Annotated in this window: 17 protein-coding genes; 5 read left to right on the top strand and 12 right to left on the bottom strand. The window is 65.0% G+C overall.

What is annotated here, in order from left to right:
* Positions 1-31: 31 nt before the first annotated feature.
* From ABL840_RS21205 to ABL840_RS21175, 7 genes are read right to left on the bottom strand one after another with little or no spacing between them, the layout of a single operon-like run.
* The gene (locus ABL840_RS21205; protein WP_256230353.1) at positions 32-1,096 is read right to left on the bottom strand and encodes a type IV secretion system protein; all 1,065 of its coding nucleotides are present in this window, start codon (positions 1,094-1,096) and stop codon (positions 32-34) included.
* A complete protein-coding gene (locus ABL840_RS21200; protein WP_126472281.1) occupies positions 1,096-1,335 on the bottom strand; it encodes a hypothetical protein in 240 nt (79 codons plus the stop codon). The genes ABL840_RS21205 and ABL840_RS21200 overlap by 1 nt, the downstream gene beginning before the upstream one ends.
* A 17-nt stretch (positions 1,336-1,352) precedes the next feature.
* Positions 1,353-2,090: a P-type DNA transfer protein VirB5 gene (virB5, locus tag ABL840_RS21195; protein WP_093307897.1), complete on the bottom strand. Its 738-nt coding sequence runs from the start codon at positions 2,088-2,090 to the stop codon at positions 1,353-1,355.
* The gene (locus ABL840_RS21190; RefSeq protein WP_093307895.1) at positions 2,083-4,590 is read right to left on the bottom strand and encodes a VirB4 family type IV secretion/conjugal transfer ATPase; all 2,508 of its coding nucleotides are present in this window, start codon (positions 4,588-4,590) and stop codon (positions 2,083-2,085) included. Before ABL840_RS21190 ends, virB5 begins: the two co-directional genes overlap by 8 nt.
* A 24-nt stretch (positions 4,591-4,614) precedes the next feature.
* Complete coding sequence (locus ABL840_RS21185; RefSeq protein ID WP_093208719.1) at positions 4,615-4,980, bottom strand: type IV secretion system protein VirB3; 366 nt, start codon at positions 4,978-4,980, stop codon at positions 4,615-4,617.
* 11 nt (positions 4,981-4,991) lie between these two features.
* A complete protein-coding gene (locus ABL840_RS21180) occupies positions 4,992-5,369 on the bottom strand; it encodes a TrbC/VirB2 family protein (RefSeq protein WP_240652236.1) in 378 nt (125 codons plus the stop codon).
* Positions 5,366-5,932, bottom strand: coding sequence for a hypothetical protein (locus ABL840_RS21175; RefSeq protein WP_126472280.1), 567 nt, complete (start codon positions 5,930-5,932; stop codon positions 5,366-5,368). The genes ABL840_RS21180 and ABL840_RS21175 overlap by 4 nt, the downstream gene beginning before the upstream one ends.
* A gap of 136 nt (positions 5,933-6,068) precedes the next feature.
* Here ABL840_RS21175 and ABL840_RS21170 point away from each other — a divergent pair, with 136 nt between their 5' ends.
* Together ABL840_RS21170 and ABL840_RS21165 are read left to right on the top strand one after the other, a co-directional pair.
* Positions 6,069-6,848, top strand: coding sequence for a ParA family protein (locus tag ABL840_RS21170; RefSeq protein WP_240652248.1), 780 nt, complete (start codon positions 6,069-6,071; stop codon positions 6,846-6,848).
* Positions 6,845-7,783: a ParB/RepB/Spo0J family partition protein gene (locus ABL840_RS21165; RefSeq protein ID WP_093307894.1), complete on the top strand. Its 939-nt coding sequence runs from the start codon at positions 6,845-6,847 to the stop codon at positions 7,781-7,783. Before ABL840_RS21170 ends, ABL840_RS21165 begins: the two co-directional genes overlap by 4 nt.
* A 3-nt stretch (positions 7,784-7,786) precedes the next feature.
* On the opposite strand, the gene ABL840_RS21160 is transcribed toward ABL840_RS21165, so the two are convergent.
* Positions 7,787-8,764, bottom strand: coding sequence for a GlxA family transcriptional regulator (locus ABL840_RS21160; protein ID WP_093208727.1), 978 nt, complete (start codon positions 8,762-8,764; stop codon positions 7,787-7,789).
* 244 nt (positions 8,765-9,008) lie between these two features.
* On the opposite strand from ABL840_RS21160, the gene ABL840_RS21155 reads away from it, so the two are divergent.
* The gene (locus tag ABL840_RS21155; protein WP_093208730.1) at positions 9,009-9,719 is read left to right on the top strand and encodes an autoinducer binding domain-containing protein; all 711 of its coding nucleotides are present in this window, start codon (positions 9,009-9,011) and stop codon (positions 9,717-9,719) included.
* A 41-nt stretch (positions 9,720-9,760) separates the two neighbouring features.
* Here ABL840_RS21155 and ABL840_RS21150 read toward each other — a convergent pair whose 3' ends face one another.
* On the bottom strand, positions 9,761-10,357 hold the full coding sequence (locus tag ABL840_RS21150; protein WP_093208732.1) for an acyl-homoserine-lactone synthase: 597 nt from the start codon (positions 10,355-10,357) through the stop codon (positions 9,761-9,763).
* A 482-nt stretch (positions 10,358-10,839) separates the two neighbouring features.
* Between ABL840_RS21150 and ABL840_RS21145 the strand changes: the two genes are divergently transcribed.
* Positions 10,840-11,412 (top strand): helix-turn-helix domain-containing protein, encoded by a 573-nt coding sequence (locus tag ABL840_RS21145; RefSeq protein WP_093208812.1) that lies wholly within the window; start codon positions 10,840-10,842, stop codon positions 11,410-11,412.
* Between the two features lie 70 nt (positions 11,413-11,482).
* On the opposite strand, the gene ABL840_RS21140 is transcribed toward ABL840_RS21145, so the two are convergent.
* The 3 genes from ABL840_RS21140 to yjjJ all read right to left on the bottom strand — a co-directional run bounded on the left by ABL840_RS21140 (position 11,483) and on the right by yjjJ (position 16,223).
* Positions 11,483-12,307 carry a DMT family transporter gene (locus tag ABL840_RS21140; protein ID WP_093307893.1) on the bottom strand — a complete coding sequence of 275 codons (825 nt, stop codon included), beginning with the start codon at positions 12,305-12,307 and terminating at the stop codon, positions 11,483-11,485.
* 31 nt (positions 12,308-12,338) lie between these two features.
* The gene (gene pabB / locus ABL840_RS21135; protein ID WP_093307892.1) at positions 12,339-14,486 is read right to left on the bottom strand and encodes an aminodeoxychorismate synthase component I; all 2,148 of its coding nucleotides are present in this window, start codon (positions 14,484-14,486) and stop codon (positions 12,339-12,341) included.
* A 351-nt stretch (positions 14,487-14,837) separates the two neighbouring features.
* Complete coding sequence (yjjJ, locus tag ABL840_RS21130) at positions 14,838-16,223, bottom strand: type II toxin-antitoxin system HipA family toxin YjjJ (RefSeq protein ID WP_093208740.1); 1,386 nt, start codon at positions 16,221-16,223, stop codon at positions 14,838-14,840.
* A gap of 550 nt (positions 16,224-16,773) precedes the next feature.
* Between yjjJ and ABL840_RS21125 the strand changes: the two genes are divergently transcribed.
* Positions 16,774-18,468, top strand: coding sequence for a site-specific integrase (locus tag ABL840_RS21125; RefSeq protein WP_093307890.1), 1,695 nt, complete (start codon positions 16,774-16,776; stop codon positions 18,466-18,468).
* The last annotated feature ends 12 nt before the right edge of the window (positions 18,469-18,480 follow it).

The following is an 18,480-nucleotide window of genomic DNA, read 5'->3' as shown; positions in this document are numbered from 1 at the left end:
GCGACGCAGGGTTTCATCGCATGCACCACCGCTAGCGATTGCGGGAGGAACTCGGCATGACCCGTTCCCTTGGAAGGACCGTACCGCCGCGGCGCGATGCGCCGATCTGGCCGACGGAGGCCATGCCGGCACCTACGCGATTGCCTGCCAGACGGCGGAATGAATCCCACCGCCCGCCAGGTTCTCGACGGAGGCCGTCGAGCAAGCCGCGACCGAATTCGTTGCTGGTTCTCTTCGTAGTGCCGAGCCCCCATTGAAGCGTTCCGCTGATGACACCAAAGGTGCTGAGTGCGACACCGCTTGCAAGCCCTGCTGCGATCGGCATGACTTGGCGCATCACCAGGAAGACCAGGGCTGAGGCGATGCAGACCCTCGCGCTGGCAGCAATGGTGATTCCTGCGCCCGTGGCCGCCGCACTCGCCGCATACGCCTTCACAATGTTGAGAAGCAATGCGGCGGCGAGCACGGTGAGCACGCCGATGAGCGCGTAGTTCGCCAGCTGTGCGGTCCAGGATTCGAAGAATCGCCGGGTGGCATCAAAGAAAAGCAGGACGATGAAGACCGGACCCAAGGCAAGCAGGATCGCAATGGCCACCTTCGACAGACCGAGCAGGAAAGCCGTCACGACAACAGTCAGACCGACCAGCAGATAGACCAGGAATCCTGCGATATAGAACGCAAAGTCGCGATCAAACACACTTCCCTTGTTGAGGAGCTGTTCAGCAACCGCCGTTCCGTCAAGCCAGACCTGATCAATCACATTCACGACAGTTGTGGTGCCGACGAAGGAGGCCGCCAACTGCTCAGGTGCCCGATAGAAGGTGTCCGTGATGACCTGGTTGTAGGTCCACAAGCGCAGCCCTGCACCGAGGACGATTGCGATGGTGAGGATGCGCTTGACGCCCTCCCAGATGGGCTCCTGGATTCGCCCGGCGAGGCTGAGGCTGCCCCAGATCATTACGTAGACGGTCGCGAGCGTCACGGCGGCGGGCTCGATGGCGGACGCGACCCGCGCCGAGTGCGTGCCAACATAGTTGGTCAGTTGACTGTCGAGCCAGGAGAAGAATTGAGCAAAAAAGCCCATGATCGAGATCACTAGTGAGCGTTGCCCTGCGGGATGGGAACCGGCTTCAGGTCGCGCGTGCTGCCGATATCAAGTTTTTGCTGCGTCAGTTGGCCGCCGTTCGGGTTCAACGAAGAAGCTGGCGAAACGGCCGGCTTCGCGTTTGCTGAGGGCGCGGTTTCTCTGGGCCGATGATGGAAGAGTCGACACGCCCCGACTCCCGTTGCTGCGGTGGAGATGCCCGCGAGGAGCATCAGGACCGTCTTCTGCATGGATAGGTCCTGCATGCCTAGTAGGTGACGGCGGGAAGGCCCCTTGTCGAGCCAATGTCCGAAGCAGACTGCTCCCGAATGCGCTGCTTGCGCGTGAGCTCCTCGGATTGAGCGATCTGATAGAGGCTCTGCAGCTTCGTTTGCTCATTGGTGAGCATGCTCTGCTCGGCTTGGATCCGTGCCTGAAGGTCCTGGATGGCCTTGGGGTCCTGAGCGGTGGCGATGCGGTTGATCAACTGCTGCAGCGCCGAGAAGCGCTGACTGGTGTTCTGGTAGGCACTTTGCGTCATTCCGTTGAGGAAGGCCGCGGACTGCCGACCCTGCTCGACGATCTGACGCAGCTCGGGGCTGAGCGCATCCATCTGCGTCCCGGAAAGGACGCTGTTGGCTTTCATGATCGACTGGACATGCCCGGCCAGCCCGGTGTAGCTCGCCGATGAGCCCTTGAGCGTGCTCATCAGTTCGCCGTACGTGGGCGGCAGGTAGTTGCGTGCGTGCTCCGGAATCGGCAGCAGTTGCTCCATGCCTCGCGTGCCGGTCATGGCGCCGTAGGTCTGGGCCAACTGATCCTTCGAGGCCTTCAATTGGTCGTACTGCCTTTGCATGGAGGAGATCTGCTGTTGCCAGTACATGATCTGCTGCATCAGGTTGGCAACGGCCGTGACGTCGATCACCGGAATGCCGGCCTTCGCGTCTGGAGATGCCGTGAACACCGTCGCGGCAAGAAGGAAAGAAAGGAAAAGACGCCTATGCATGGGAGACCTCCAGGGGCGAGGTTGAACGGGCGGGATGGATGGCCAGGGTCGCGCGGAAAGGGGCCAGCCACTGGTCGGGCTGGGGCCCGTATCTCTCGATGAAGTCGCGCATGAGGCGGACGTTGCCGGTGCGCCCCGAGATGACATGCAGGACTTCGTCGAATCCTCGCAGATCGAGCTGCGCGACCACGCTCGCATGGTTCTGCTTGATCAGAAACTGGCGCGAGCCAGGTTCGAGCTCCTGCTTGATGAGTGCGAACTCCCGGTCCGTGAGGTTGAAACCCTGGGTGTATTCGTCGTAGTCCGCATCCGGATTGGGAAACAGGATCTTGGTGGGTGTCTGCTCGACGATGGTCCGCGCGATGCTGGATCCCAGCACGTGACTGGTGCTCTGGGTGAAGGTGGCGATGTTCGCGTTCTTCTTGCGCCAGGTCTCCAGGCCATTCTTGGCGAACTGCGCGAAGGCCGGGTCGCCGAGGAGCTTGGCGAACTCGTCCATCCAGCACACCAGGGGGCGGCCGTCCACCATCTGGTGGACCAGATGGAAGAGGTACATGGTCAGTGGCGCGCGGATCGTCTCGTTGTCGAGGAAGTCGGTCACGTCGAAGCCGACCAAGGCGTGACGGGCAAGCAAAGGGGTCATCTCGTCGTGGTCGTTGTCGAAGACCCAGGCATAGTCCCCGCGTTCCGAGGCACACCATTTGCGAAGACGCGCGTGCATGCCCTCCGGATCCGTGATGTCGAGGAAGGCCGCGAGCCGTGACAACCGCCTGAAGGGGCGCTCGAGCTTGAGCGTGCCATGCAGGGCCTGCTCAAGATCGTCTTCCTGGCGCACCGTCAGGAGGTCGTTCGGTGTGCGCATGACAAGGCGCTTGAGCCAGTGCCTCATGAATTCGAGGTTGTCCGGAACGGACGCGTCCAGCTGCAGTGGATTGCAGCCGGTGGGCGCGCCGTTCTTCAGCGGCAGGTATTGGCCGCCCAGCGCTCGCACGAGGATGTGCAGTCCCTCGTCCTTGTCGAAGATGATCTGGGTGGCGTCGAGGCGGTTGCAGATGGCGACCATGCAAAAACCAAGCAGGGTGGTCCGGCCGGAACCGATAGGCCCCAGGGCCGTGATGTGTCCCACATCCCGCCGGCTGCCACCTTCGGGGCTGCGCGGATCGCTGGTGTGCAGCGAGAAATGGTAGGGGGAGCCGGCCCGCGTCATGAACACGGTCAGCGCATCGCCCCAGTAGTTGCCCATCGCGCGGCCGGTGGGGAAATTGTGGAAGGGCGACATGGCCGCGAAGTTGCGGCTGGTGATGGGAGCCTTGCGGCTGCGGTAGGAGAAGTTCCCCGGCAACTGTGCCCAGAAGGCCGCCTCCAGCGCCAGGTCCTCCCTGGCCACCACCATGCCGGTGTCGCCCAGCAGGTAGCGAGCCCGGGCCACATGGTCGTTGAGTTGTTTCAGCCTGTGGACTCCCTCGGGCTCGCCGGCGGTGGTGTCGTCGTCGGACAGCACGTGGAGGCTGAAGTGATGGTCGCCAACCACGAAGCGATTGCTCATCAGGTCGTCGAGCGCGTCCTCGAGCTCTTCGGCCTGCGAGACCGCCAGGTCTCCAGCGGCCGCCATGCGGTGGTGCTGGCGGCTCATCATGTCGGTGGCTGTGCCCTTGGCTAGGAAGGTGAAACTCTGGGTCAGGACGAACGGAAACGGGGCCGTCAGCAGGGCGCTGAACATCCCCGGCGCGGTGGGCGTCGGATATTCCTTGATGCCCAGGAAGGCGCCGATGCGGGTCCGCGTGTCCGTGCGGTACTCCATGGCCTCGTTGCCGAAGAAGGGACGGGTGGTGGCCAAGGCTTCGTTCAGCGGCGAGCGAGGCAGTGGCATGCGCTGCCATTCCCCGTTGATCAGCAGGCCGTGGAACTCCAGCAGAGAGGAAAAGAGCGCATCCTTTTGCGGCAGCCTGTAGACGCCCAGCACCTCCGGGTCGTAGCGTTCCAGGGCCGCCAGGAGTTCCTGGCGCAGCTTGCCGCAGGCGTCGAGGGAGTCGCGCAGTTCCATTCGTGCACCCGCCGGATCCGCGCGCCTGAGAAGACGCAGTGCAGCGTCGCCGATGTGCGTGGGTTGCGGCCGGAAGACCAGCGACAGGTAGAGCTCGTTGACCATGAGCCGTTCGCTGGCCATCTTCTGGCGGTAGCGCTGCTCCACCTCGCGGGCGAAGCCAGGGACGGTCCGGCCCTGCGGGCACATGGTCTCGCGGCGCCGGATCACGTGGGTCCACAGCGCCAGGTTGGGCGAGGCGATGTTGCGCAGCAGGACGTTGAGCCGCTCGTGCCAGCTGTTGATGTCCTCGTCGTCCGCACTTTCAAAGGACGCACCGGCCAGCCGCAGTGTCTGGACATAGTCGCCCGCGCATGTCCGCACAACGTGTTCGTCCACGTGGGATGCGAGCGGGATCATGGCTGCGGCACGGACTTCGCGGCGCAGCGTCTTCTTGGAGCGGGAGAGCAGTGGCATCGCGCACGTCCCTGGGCTGGGCGTCTAGATGAACACGTCGGCGCAGCAGGAGCGCCGGCGGCCGCGAAGATCCGGCAAATCCACCACCAGCGGGCTGTACGAGCTGGCGCGCCAGAACCGCAGGTTGCCAACCAGAAGGGCTGGCAGACGCGTGCGTCCCCACAGCTGCAGCAGATCGAAGAACCTCGGCTCGTAGAGGCACACCAGGTAGAGCACCCCATGGACCGGCACGAAGGCCAGCAGCCAGGCGAGATTCGTGGTGACGATGAACGACTCGGTGGTGACGACGATGTTGAACATCATGGCTGCATAGGTCACGCCGCAGACCATCGGGGGCCGCGTCATGCCCACGAAGAGAGGGTCGGCGACGATGCCCAGGCAGCGGCTCATCTTCTGTCTCCTCAGACCCCGAACAGGCCCCGGATCCAGGACACGATCTGCGGACCGCCGAAGACCAGCACGGTCCCGATCACCACGGCGACCATCCACCACCAGCTCAGGCGTCCGAACCAGGCCATGGCCCCGGAAACCATCACGGCGACTGCCGCCAGCGGCGTCAGGATGGCCACCAGTTGCTGCTGAGTGGCGTTCGCGCCGGTGGCGAAGGGACTGCCTCCGAAGGCGATGGCGGGAAGGAGGGCTGCGAACACCGTGACCCGCAGGAGCGTGCGGCGGCTGAAGCGTCGACGGCCTGCATGCGCCGAGCTTGCCCCTGCCGATTCGGCGACGCCTCCGGCCCGGGTGGAGGGGGGCGAACTGTGAACCAGGTATGCGGTCATGGCGCTACTCCGGCAGATGGAAGGGATCGGTTTGCAGGCCCTGCCCAGGGTGCGGGTGCGGCAGCCGGCGATGCAGGCAGTCTTGCCGCCTGGCCGTTGCCGTAGACATCCCACCAGGGGGCAGGGGACTCGTTCCAGCCCGCGATCGCGCGATGCCGGCCGTGGCCGGCGACGGGCCTGGTCGGCAGGGCACGCCCGGTTGCGTGGACCATCGAAGCCATCTCCCGCTTGAGGCCTGCGATATCGCCGAGCAGGCGAGCATGTTGTTCGTCGGCTTCGTTGACGGCCTGCGTGTCGGACAAGGCAAGACGCTCGGCTCTGCGGCGCACGAGGCTTTCGAGCTGCCCCTCCGACTTTCTCAGCTCCTGGCGAAGAATATCGATGCGCTCCTTGTCGCGGGCTGTCTGTTCGGATGGGGCAATCACCTGCACCGAAGCGGGCAGGGGCTGGGCGCAGAGGCTTCCCGCACAGACCATCAGTCCGGCTGCGGCACGCAGCGAGAGGCAGGCTGCTCGCCCGCCTTTCAGCATGGTGCCAATGCAGTGACCATTCGTTGCTCGCATGGCCGCACTGTCTACCTGCGGTTGCGCGCGTGTCGACTGTCTCTTTTGTCAGTGGCGGTGCGGCGATTCGCGGCGCTAGATTCGCGCGATTGGCCCCGCGCAGCCAGCGAATCGCGAGGAGCAAGCCTTGGGCAATGTGGTCGTCTTCGGCAATCAGAAAGGCGGTGTCGGCAAATCGACGCTGGCCGTGCTGTACGCATTCTGGCTGTCCGATGTGCATCGCCAATCGGTGTGCGTGATCGATCTCGACACCCAGGCCAACAGCACCAAGTCGCTGCGTCGGTTCGCGACTGGCGTCGAGACGATCGAGCTCTTCGAGCAGGGCGGGACCTCGACGGTGGCAACTGGCGGGCAGTCCATTGCGATGGTGACGGGTGGAAGGCTGCTGGCCGATGTCGAGCTTGCAAAGCCGGAGGAGGTGATTCCCGCATTCCGCAACAACGTGATCCGCCTGGCGCGGGACTTCGACGCGGTCGTGATCGACACGCCGCCGGCACTGGGGCTGCGCATGAGCGCGGCGCTGATGGCGGCGACGGCCGCCGTCTGTCCCATCGAACTGGAGGAGTACAGCATCGACGGTGTCACGGACATGCTCAAGACCATCTTCGGCATCCGGCAGCGCTACAACCCGCGGTTGCGACTGGCCGGGATCGTGCTGAACCGCTTCAACCCGCATTCGCTGCGGCAGAAAGCGGCGATGCAGGAACTGGCCCTGAATTTCCGGGAGTTCGTCGTTCCGGCACGGATCTCGATCCGGTCGGCCATTCCCGAGGCATTGGCCGAGGGGGTGCCGGTATGGCAACTGCCGAAGAGTGCGGCACGCGCGGCGAGCCTCGAAGTGCTGCAGGTGTTCGAGCTGTTGCAGCAACGCATTGCAGATCCGGGCGAGGCGGTACGGGCGGAGACGAAGGGATGATTGCGCACGGTAGCCTGGATCTGAGCGCGCTTTCGCAGTTCAGAGCGACCGACCTGCTGGCGCAGGCGACGGCCGTCCGCGCCGCGGCGGGTGCACCGCAGCAGGCGACGCTGGACTGCATCGAGTTCGACCCCGCACAGCCGCGTCGCGCCGTACGGGAGGCGGGTCTCGCGGAACTGGCCGAGTCGATCCGCCAGCATGGTGTGCTGGAGCCGGTGTCCCTTCGATCCCACCCGGCGCAGGCGAACCGGTACATCGTCAACCGTGGGGAGCGCAGGGTGCGGGCCGCGCGCCGTGCCGGTCTGATCACCATTCCGGCTTTCGTGGACGAACGCATCGACCCGTTTGCACAGGCGGCCGAGAACCTGCACCGCGAGGACATGTCTCCATTCGATCTGTCCACCTTCATCGCACAGCGAGAGAAGGAGGGGCATTCCCGCGCCGAGATCGCACGCAGGCTGGGCAAGTCGCGCTCCTTCATCACGGAGATTGCCAGGCTCGGAGATGCGCCGGAGGAACTGCGGCGGGCGGTGGAGGAGGGAAGGATCGGCGGCGATGTGCGGATGCTCTACCGGTTGGCGGCTGTCGCCCGCGAGCGGCCAAAGGCGGTTCAAGCACTTCTGGCACAAGGCGGGCCGATCAACCGCGCGCACCTGGAAGAGGTGAGCGATAGCCTGCCGCGTTCCGCCCCCGCAGGCTCCCCCGGACCATCGGCCAACAGCAGCAAGGCAACCAAGGTGGTCAGCGGCGGACACACGGTGCTGGTGGTGGAGCACGGTGGGCGGCGTGGAACTCTTCGCATCAAGGCGCAGGAGGGCAATGTCGGTGAGGTTCGCTTCGGTGATGGCAAGCGCGTCCTGCTCCCCTTGGCGGATCTGCGGCCGGTGTGCTGGGCGACCGAGGATAGCGATGCCGGCAGCTTGTCCCGCTGTTGACGGCTACGGGAGGCCGGCGCCGCTCGCCGTTGTGTGAAGACGCCGGTATTCCCTCGGCGTCATCCCCAGGCCGCGCAGAAAGACCCTTCGCATCACCTCCTGGGATCCGTAGCCGCATTGCGCGGCGATGGCCTTGAGCGGGCGCTTGCTGGTCTCGATGAGCCGGCAGGCCGAATCGAGACGGATCTGCTGCACGGCACATCCCGGCGTGAAGCCTGTCGCGCGCACATGGAAGCGCGCAAACGAGCGCGTGGACATGTGGATCTGCCTTGCCAGCCGCTCGACGCCGAGCTCCTCGCGCAGATGCATCGCAATCCACTGGTGCAATCCGGCGAGCCTGGGCTCATCCGAGGGCTGCTCGATCAGCGCGCTGCGATAGCGCCTCACGCCGTAGCGCTCGCTGAGCGGATCCGGCAGGCGCGAGGCCAGCGTGTTCGCGAACGCTTCTCCCCAGTCGGCTTCGATCCACGACAGCGCCAGGTCCAGCCCCTGGCCTGGCTCGATGCTTGGCCAACCCTGCGTGGCCATGTGGTCGGTGAACGGGGATGCGCTCTCTTCGCGCAACTGCAAGTGAGCGCGTGTCGCAGGGATGTCCTGGAGCCGCACAGTGCCTACCGGTGACAACGGGGTCCCGGGCCCCAGGACGGCGCAGCGGACCAGGCTCCCGCGGCTGTTCATGAGCCATTCGTGCAGGTACTGCGCGTCCGCCGCTTCACCGGCATCCGGAAACACATCCGGCCGGAGGGCGACGACAAGCGTATTCGTGCGGCCCGCGAGCTGACGCGGCAAGGCATCCGTGGACAGCGACACGCCGCTGGAGCCAATGACAGGACCGCCTGAGGCAGAAGCCAGGCGCACGTCATAGGCTGCAGGCTGGTCTTCCTGCTCGAGCAAGCTATTGGCCGCCTCGAAGACGCTCAGCATGCCGCTGATGTCGACGAGGGGAAATCCGGGCAGCAGCAGGAGCCATACCTTGTGCATCGCTGGAGGTCATTGATTTCGTATTGGGATCGGAACCGCAGTTCGAACCATCTTCCTGAACCCATGCTGAATCCCACGACAACGCGAAGTCCTGGTGCGCGAGATTGGCAGAAATGGTGGTCATTTGCCGTCTCGGGAGTGCGTGGCGCTTCTAGACTGTCCAGCCGTTGCCACAAGACCTGCTGGAGAGCAGTCATTGCGCCCACGATCAGGTCAGGGCGTCGGCGATGTGGGAAGAGCACCTATGAACGACTGGACACAAGAGGTCCTCGGTCGCTTGATCGAGGCAAGCGAGCCGTCCCAGGTCCTCGAACAGATCAGCATGGCTGCGCGGCATCTCGGCTTCGAGCAATGCGCCTACGGCTTGCGCACCTTCGTGCCCTTCACCCGGCCCCAGACCCGGATGCTCAGCACCTACGACGCGCGCTGGAGTCACCGCTATCTGGAGGCGGGCTACCTGCAGATCGATCCCACCGTTGCCCATGGCCTGCGCAGCGCAGCACCAGTGATCTGGAACGATCAGGTGTTCCGCAGGACACCGCAGATGTGGGACGAGGCGCGCTCCTTCGGTCTTCGCATCGGCTGGGCGCAGTCGGTCTTTGAGCCCGATGCGCGCGTTGGCATGCTGTCTCTGTCCAGATCGAGCGAACCGCTCACGGCCGCGGAGATGCGCGCCAAGGATCACTGGCTCCAATGGCTGGTGAACACCGCGCACCGTGCGCTCATGGACCACCTGGGAGAGAGTCCGCTCGCGGGGTCGGAGCCGCTGACAAGCCGGCAGGTCGAGGTGTTGCGCTGGACGGCCGACGGCAAGACGAGTGCGGAGATCGCGGTCATCCTCGGCATGTCGAAGTCGACGGTCAACTACCACCTCCGCAACGCCATCGCCAAGCTGCACGCCAACAACAAGAACTCGGCCGTGGCACTTTCCTCGCGCCTCGGTGTCCTGAACTGAACGGTCGACGGCTTCTTGGCGTGGCCGGGCCGGGCGCCTGTTCATGAGGTCGCATGACCGGAGGAGGTCCGCAGTGGACGCCATGCGCTGTCCACGTCGATGAAGCAGGCGAACAGGTACTGCCCCTCGACCAGCATCGGCGGCGCTATCCGATGCACATAGAGGCCGGCCCGCCGGAGAATGCGCTCGATGCCCATGGGCGAGGCGCTGATCAGCCGCTGCCCGCCTTCCCTGGCGACCACCTGCATCGCCACGCCCAGCATCTCCAGCGCAAGCGGGGACTCGCAGGGGACTTCACTTCCTCCAAGGTGCGCGCCGTCGACAGCGGCGAAGCGAGACAGCTCCCAGATCTGCGGCGAGCACGGCGCCGGGACATCCCCGAGGAGTTGAGGGAAGACCGTGGCCAGCAGGTAGGGCCGGTGCGTGGGCAGCAGGCGGCTGGTACCCACGATCTCGCCCTTCGGATTGCGGGCGATCAGGTAGATGGTGTCCTTCCGGTCGAACTCGTCCAGCTCGAATCGCGCCCGCGTGTGCAGCTGCCAGCCCAGCTTCTCGACAAAGACGTGATGCCGGTAGCGCGCCATGTCGAACAGCAGTCCTGCGGAGAATGAGTCGACTCGTCCTGCGATGATCTCCATGGCGTTTCCCCTCTGGTCGATGAGGCCCGCATTACAGCCTGATGAAAATCGCGCGGAAACTGACAGAGTTGATAGGGGTGTCGGCAGGCGTCGGGGCTGTTCGGCGTACGCAGGCTTTTTGCACCCGATGCAAGCGGGGTGGACCGAGACCCGCGGCGACCGGGTTCGCCGGCTGCGAAGGCTGTGGACGGAAATGACGCGGTGCGCAACAGTTGATAGAAAGGGCGGCGAGAAGAACACTCGGGCCCCTGTTCTACCAAGCCCGGTCATGCGTTTCTTCCGCTTCCCCCGTGACCGTCGGCAGTGGCGCCCGGGTGTCCGCGTGGTGGGCCTGGTCGTTCCCGTGCATGTGCCGCTGGCACCGGGCGGAACAAGAAGGCGCTGAGTGCATGGGACGCAAGCAGGTCGCATCGCCGTTTCCTTCCGCACGACGGATCAGGCTCCCGGCGTCGCTCACGACGCCGCAGGCACCCGCGGCGCCGGTGCGAAGCCCCTGCGCCTCGCGTATCGGGGCGCAAATCAAGGCACTTCGCATCGCGTCCGGCGTGTCGGGCGGGCAGCTCGCACAGCACGCAGGCATTTCGTCCTCCATGCTCTCGCGCGTCGAACGCGGCCTGGTCTCTCCCTCGGTCGAGACGCTCGAGCGCATCGCCGGCGGACTGAACGTGGCCGTTTCGCGTTTTTTTGCCGATGGATTCGACCGCGCCGACTTCTGCCACGTGCCCGCCGGCAAGGGATTGCGCGTCGATTGCGCGGGTGCGATGGCAGGCTACGGCTATGAACTCCTGGGACACCTGCAATCCCGAAAGCTCGCCGTTGAACCCTATCTGATTCACCTGGCACAAGGGGCCGAGCCCGACACGGGGTGCCAGCACGCCGGGCTCAAGTTCCTCTACGTGCTCTCGGGTCGCCTGAGCTATCGCTACGGCGCGAAGGTGGTCGAGGTCGGGCCGGGCGATTCGCTGCTGTTCGAGGCAGGCGCACCGCATGGCATGGACACGATCAGCGAAGCGCCGGTCATCTGCCTGTGCACGGTCTTCTCGTTGCGGGATTGAAGGCGAATCCGCGGGCCTTGTGCCCCGGCCAGCCCATGCGCAGCAGAATCTGCAGCGTCCGCCCGTTCGCTCACGGGCGGCGCGCCGCCCAGATGGTGAACGCTCCCGAGGCGAGGATCAGGACGGCGCCGAGTGCTGCGAGAGGCTGTGGCACATCTCCCCAGATCGCGTACCCCAGCAGCAAGGCCCAGACGATGAAGCTGTAGCGAAAGGGCGTCACGACGGACAGGTCGACGCCGCGGCAGGCGGCGATGAGCGCATAGCTGCCCAGCGTCGCGCAGCTGGCGGCAGCGGCCAGCGCGGCGATTTCACGTTGCGTAGGCGCGATCCATTGCTCCGTGAAACCCAGGAGCGCACCGGCCAGACAGACCGCGAGCGTGGTCGCGGCAGCGATGAGCGATGAGGGGACCCCTGCCGGGATGCGACGCGTCACCAGGTCACGGCCGGCCAGCGAGGCAGCGCACAGCAGTGCGCAGACATGGCCGGCAGTCGGGACATCGAGCCGAGTGGCCGGCTGAATCACCAGCAAGACGCCCGCGAAGCCGGCGGCGGCGGCGACGAGCCGGCTGCCTTGCCAGGGCTCCCAGCGCAGCGCCATCGCGGTGAGGGCAATCATGAGCGGCGCGGTCATCATGAGCGTGCTGGCGGTGGCGAGCGGCACCAGCGACAAGGCGAGCACGGAAGCGAGCGCCGTCGTGATCTCCAGCCCGCAGCGCACCCCGACAAGGGGGCGCAGTGCCGTCCGCCATCGGGCACGTGCTCCCCAGGCAACGACCAGGACGAAGAGAGTGGCGAAGAGGCCGCGCACGGCAAGCACCTGCCCGGGAGGCAGGTGCTGCGCAGCCAGCTTCACGAAGACATCGTTGAACACGTAGCAGCACATCGCCACCAGCATGAGGGCGATCCCCCGGCGGTTGGCATGTGCACTAGCCATCGCTGGAAGAAGGCGGGAGCGGTGTCGGATCTTGCGAGACCGTCGCTTGCGCATCAGCCGCCGTCCCCGGCCGTGGGCCGAGCGGCGCCCCGCAGCGCCGGAGCACATCCCACAGGGCTTGTGCCTTCAGGACGATTTCCTCGACCTCGGCGTCCGGGTCGGACATGGCGACGATGGCCCCTCCGGCGCCGATGGAGATCCGGCCATTGACGGCCACCAGCGTGCGGATCACGATGTTGAGCTGGGCCGCGCCGTTCAGCGACAGGTAGCCGATGCTGCCGGAGTAGATGCCGCGGGCAGCACCCTCGATTTCATCCAGGATCCGCATGGTGCGCACCTTGGGCGCACCGGTCATGGACCCGCCCGGGAAGGCCGCGCGCACGCAGTCCACAGCCCCGAGGCCTGGGCGCAACCGGCCGCGGATCGTGCTGACCAGCTGGTGCACCGTGGCGTAGGTTTCCACCGCGAACAGGCTGGGCACGTGGACGCTGTCGATCTCGCACACCCGGTTGAGGTCGTTGCGCAGGAGGTCGACGATCATGAGGTTCTCCGCGCGCGTCTTCTCGTCGCCGACCATCGCCTCGGCGATCGCCAGGTCTTCGGCGGGTGTGGCGCCGCGTGCCGCGGTACCCTTGATGGGTTTGGATTCCACGTGACGGTCGGCCGAGATGTGCAGGAAGAGCTCTGGCGAGGCACACAGCACGGCGCGACCGCCAGCGCGCAGGTAGGCCGCATAGGGCGCGGGGTTGTGCTTGCGCAGCGCCCTGTAGACCTCCAGCGGATCGATGCGCCCTTCGCCGATCAACTGGTTCGTCAGGCAGACCTCGTAGGTCTCGCCCTGCAGGATCTCATGCTGGCAGCGAAGGATGAGGTCGCGGTAGGTGTTCAGGTCCACCCGCCATTGCAGTGAGTGCAGATCGCTGGCCGCATCCGCCGTCGTGTCACGGGCCGGTGTCCGAGCATTGTCGATGCATTCGCGCATGGCCCGCATCCAGCGGGCGTTCTCCTTCCCCAGAACGGCCTCGTCCAGACAGACGATCCACGCCTGCTGTTCGGCATGGTCGAAAGCGAGGAAGCGGTCGGCGAGGATCCATGTCGCATCCGGCGCGTCGGCGTCGTGCATGCGCGCCCCGTCGAGCTCGCGCTTGAGTTCGTAGCCGAAGTAACCCACGAAGCCGCCGGCGAAGTCGAAGGGCAGGTTTGGCCCGTCGGGCTGCCGGCCGGGAATATGGTCGCGCAGGTAATCGAAGATGCTTTCCTCGCGTACCTGACCGGCGTCGCCCCGATGCACCAGCAGTTCGCGTGGCGCCGTGCGGTAGGTCAGCACCAGGGCCCGGGGACCGCTCGCGTCGCCCATGAAGGAAAAGCGCGCGCGCCCGGTTTCAGCGAGGCTGCTGTCGAGCCAGAAAACGCTGTCGCTTGGCGCGAATGCCGCCATGAACACCGCCTCGGGTTCGGCGGTGGTATCGATGCACTCGGCATGAAGCGCGAGCGCCTGCGGCCCTTCGAGCCGAAGGGGCGGCCCGAGGCGATGCCTGGCTTCGCGTCGCGATGCCTGTGCGTGCCATTCCTGGGTCAGTTCCCGGAAATTGCGCAACAGCCTTGCACCGAATTCCGTGCAGATCGATTCCGGGTGGAATTGCACGCCCCACCATGGCCGCGAGAGGTGGCGCAGCGCCATCAGTGTGCCGTCGGATGTCCAGGCCAGGGGTTCCAGGGAGGCGGGCAGTTGTGTGACTGCGAGGGAGTGGTAGCGCACCGCCTCGAAACGGTCCGGGATGCCCTGGAAGAGATCGCGCTGCGCGTGCGAGATGCGGTCCAGGCGTCCATGCATGGGCCGCACAGCCAGGTCGACGTGGGCGCCGCAATGGTGGGCGATGGCCTGGTGGCCAAGGCAGACACCGAGCACAGGCTTGCGGGAGCGCTGCAGCGCATCTGCGGAGATACCCAGATCCGCGGGATGCTGGGGACGCCCAGGCCCCGGCGAGATCACGATATTGTCGAACGGCATGCGCTCGACCTCGTCCCAGCTCATCTCGTCGTTGCGCACGACGACCGGTGGCTCGGCGTTGCAGGCGGCAAGGTACTGGTAGAGGTTGTAGGTGAACGAATCGTGGTTGTCGATCAAGAGGGTGCGCATGGGGACTCCTTGGCGCATGGCTGCACTTGCATCGTTGACGAACCGCTGGAGGGGAGCCACTGCGCAATGTGCCAGTTGCCCCAGGGGTGCCTATGTGCGAAGCACGCTCGAAGCGGAGGCGTTGTCCTCACGGTGCCTGGCCAATGGCCGAGCGGTCGTGGCGTGCGGGAGGAGCAGCGGTAAGGGCGGGTTTGATATCGACATGTGGCCCGCGTTCCTCGACGGCGTGGCCATTCATTTGTGCCTTTTCCAAGATCTCCCCGCCGCTACTTCTTGTCTTCAAGGTCCAAGCAGAACTGATGAAGTCCAGGACCAATCTCGGTCGTGATTGGGCGCGCTGGGGTTCAAGCGTCAGATACGGCTGCTTCTTCGAAGTGTCCGGGAGTTCTGAGCGCACATGTCCCGGAATTCGGTGCTGATTCGCTTGTCAGCTTCCGCGCTCTCCCAAAATGCGATTGCGGCACGCGCAGCCCGCTGCCAGGCACCTCGCTCGGAGGGCAGAGGCAACTGCGGGGTATAGGTCCTCGGGGGAAGTTCCACGCCGCGCACAGGAGCGTAGGTCATCGGAAGCATGTCGTAGATCGGAGCCAGCTGTAGTACCGCCCGCTCGGCATCCTGGATGGGCTGGAACGCCAGGTTGCCGTCGTGCATGTCGGTATTGCCGATGAGCTGTCCGAAGTGCCAGACAAGATCGATGCAGCGCAAGTCTTCGTTGGTGACCCAGCCTCTCTGGACCAGAGGCTCGACGCCTTCTGGCCAACGGCGCCCGCCACTGCCGACAAAGGTCGAGTTCAGGGTGCTCCAAGAGACGACAGGAGAGCGGCCGATGGCGCCATGCCTGTCGAACCGATCGACCTCGAGAAATGTTCGGCCCGCAAGGAGGTGGATTCTTGATTGGGGCACTTTGATGCCCGCATGTGTGGTCAATGCGCAGGCCGCAAGGTGCTCGCACACGAGCAGATCCGACCAACGCCGGGTGCCTGGGGAATCATCGGAGCCGGAGAACTTCACGAGAACATGCCGGTCTTCCCCATCCATGCTCCGCATGGCGGTGAACTTCGGAAACTCCCCGCCTGCCGACGAACCGGCCACGCCAAGCTCCAGCATGTCTGCAGCGAGTTGTGGATAGGATTGCCGCAACTGATCGTCGCTCAATCCATGGGAGCCGAGACCCTCGCTTTGCGCCTGAACCTGCGCAAGCCACGTTCTGGCCGCAGCCTCGCCGACAAGCAGATCGCCTGGAACATCGGTACCGAGCAGGGAGAGCGCATACAGCACGTCATCGTCCGACCAGGTCGTCGGGTCATCGCTCACCTTCAGCAAGGCTGCATGGTGTCGTGCGAAGTTGCGTCCCAGGAAGCCTTGAGGTCGCATGTCCTGCAACATGTACGGCAACCCTTCAAACCATCCCTGCCGCATTTCGTCGTCCAGTGGCCAGCCGAGCCTCTCGGAAAACTCAGCGGCAGTCCCGTCGGGATACAGCAGGTCCAGCATGGCAACCTCGTGCTGGTTGCCATCGCGATCAATTCGGAAGAGCGGGATGGGATTGAGATCCCCTCTGAGCGCGCGGCGGGCCGCGTACTTTGTGCGTCTGGCGTTTCCGCGGATGATGACCTCGGCCCCCGCTGCGCGGATGACTCGGCTCAGGGTAGGGCGGCTCACGTCCATCGCGTCAGCAAGTGCGCCAGCCTGAAGGGGCCCCTTGGCTCGGAGGATCGCAACAGGATCAGCGGCCATGTGAAACGATATATGGAATGATCAAATCTTAAATTTATATTGAGAAAGTAACCATCGCAATCTAATTTGTGAAACGATGTGTGAAACGATTTTATGTCGGGGGCAAATTTGATTGCCCCGGAGACGATTTGAGGCCTTCGGCTCCACCGACTCCGGAGGCGGCAGTCCCGTGGCGACCCGCTCCTGAGTACTCTCCTGCCGAGTGACGTGGGCTTCGATTCACTCCAAATCGTGCCGCCTGCATCGGTCGAAGACTTTGCGGACGTCGGGAAGTCCTTGGATGCAGGGAGCCCGGGATCGCCGCGGGCCAGGCGACTGATGTACTCGTGGCGTGGCCGGTCGAGCAGTTCGCGCGAGGGGCTTTGTCGACGATGTGTCGTTCGCGCATCACCAGCACGCGTCGCACAGCAGGCGCGCCACGCCGAGGTCGCACGAGACAAAAGCGATGGCCTCGGACCTGAATGGAGGCCGCGGAATGTCAAAGCCTTTTCTTCTATAAAGATAACTCTTCTTATCACGATAGTGATTTTTCGAGGCTAAACTGAAGATCATGAAAAGGAGCACGGTGCACGGGGTAGAGCCAGAAAGCGCTGGTTTCCCGACCTTGTCGCAGTTGGCGGCGCTGCGCGCCTGGTACGCCGGTTTACCGGCTCGCGCAGCGGTGGCCCAGTATCTTGGGCAGAGCAGGGCGACTGGACAGTCGTCCCGCGCCATGCTGAGTGGCATCCGTCGCCAGTTGGCGGAATTCGCGCGGCAGCGGCACCGGGACGATCTCGCCTTGTTGATCGCCCATCCCGCCGCCGAGCGTGAGGAGCGTGCTCGGGCGGTGAGGGACGCGATCGAGAAGCTGCAGCAACTGCCGCTGCCTGTGCCGATGGTGACGGACAGCGTCGATCGCTGGCTGCCGACGCGCGCTGCACGAGCCCTGCAGACTTCTGGCATCCGGACCCTGGCGGATCTGACGCTACGTGTGCCGCGCCGGCGTCGATGGTGGGCTGTCGTGCCGGGGCTGGGAGCGCGCAGCGCACGCCAGATCGAGGAGTTCTTTGCCGCAAACCCCGAGTTGACCGAGCGGGCGAGGGCGCTGGTGGTTGCGCCGAGAACCGAGATCTCGCCATGGGAACACCTGATCGTGCCGCAGGAGGTCGACGGTTCCCGAGGCACCTTCAGGGCGCCGCAGGCTACTTGTACGCTGTCGGCGAGCAATGACTATGAAGCCGTCCGGGCCTGGCTTTCGCTGCAGGAGTCTGCAGCCACCCAGCGCGCCTACCGAAAGGAGGCAGAGCGGCTCATGCTGTGGGCAATCCTCGAGCGCGGCAGGGCACTGTCATCGCTGACGACAGAGGATGCCATTGCGTACCGCGCATTCTTGCGACGACCCTCGCCGCGGGAACGATGGGTCGGCCCGGCGCGGCCACGTACGTCCGCGGAGTGGCGGCCTTTCCAGGGGGCACTGGCACCGCGCTCGGTGGCCTACGCGTTGTCGGTGATCGGCGCGTTGTACCGGTGGCTGATCGAGCAGCGCTATGCGCTGGCCAATCCATTCGCCGGCGTGAAAGTCAAGGGCGCAGGGCACGGGGGAGCCTTCGACGGATCTCGCGTATTTACAGAGCACGAATGGAGCCTGATCCGCTCCACAGCCGACGGCATCGAATGGATCGGTGGATGGAGCGAGGAGGGGGCTCAGCGACTGCGCTTTGTGCTGGATTTCTGGTACGCGACCGGCCTTCGGCCCAGCGAAATGGTCGATGCACGACTGGGCAGCATCGAGCCGGATGCGCAGGGCGATACCTGGTTGAACGTCGTGGGCAAGGGGAACAAGCGCGGCAAGGTCGCCCTGCCACTGTTGGCTCGCGGCGCGCTCGATCAGTACTTGGCCCAGCGAGGTTTGCCGGTGACGCCTTCTCGCTGGAGCCCAAACACTGCGCTGTTGCCAGGCTTGACAGAGGACGCAGCAGGGATCAGTGCATCGCGCCTGTGGGCTGTGATGCGCCGCTTCTTTCTCCATGCCGCACAAGCCCTGGAGAGCGTGAATGCGTTCGTAGCGGACAAGCTCAAGCGTGCGACACCGCACTGGATGCGGCACACCCATGCAACCCACGCCCTCGCACGGGGTGTCGAGCTGACCACCGTACGAGACAACTTGCGGCACGCGTCCGTAGCGACCACGTCGGTGTACCTGCATACCGACGAGGTCAAGAGAGCGCGGCAAATTGGAGAAGCCTTTCCGGCTCGGATCTCCTGATCAGCGAAAGGA

The organism is Variovorax sp. NFACC27, from assembly GCF_048301545.1.
Lineage (GTDB): Bacteria > Pseudomonadota > Gammaproteobacteria > Burkholderiales > Burkholderiaceae_C > Variovorax > Variovorax gossypii.
The sequence above is the reverse complement of the archived record's forward strand: the minus strand, read 5'-3'. Positions and strand labels throughout refer to the sequence as shown.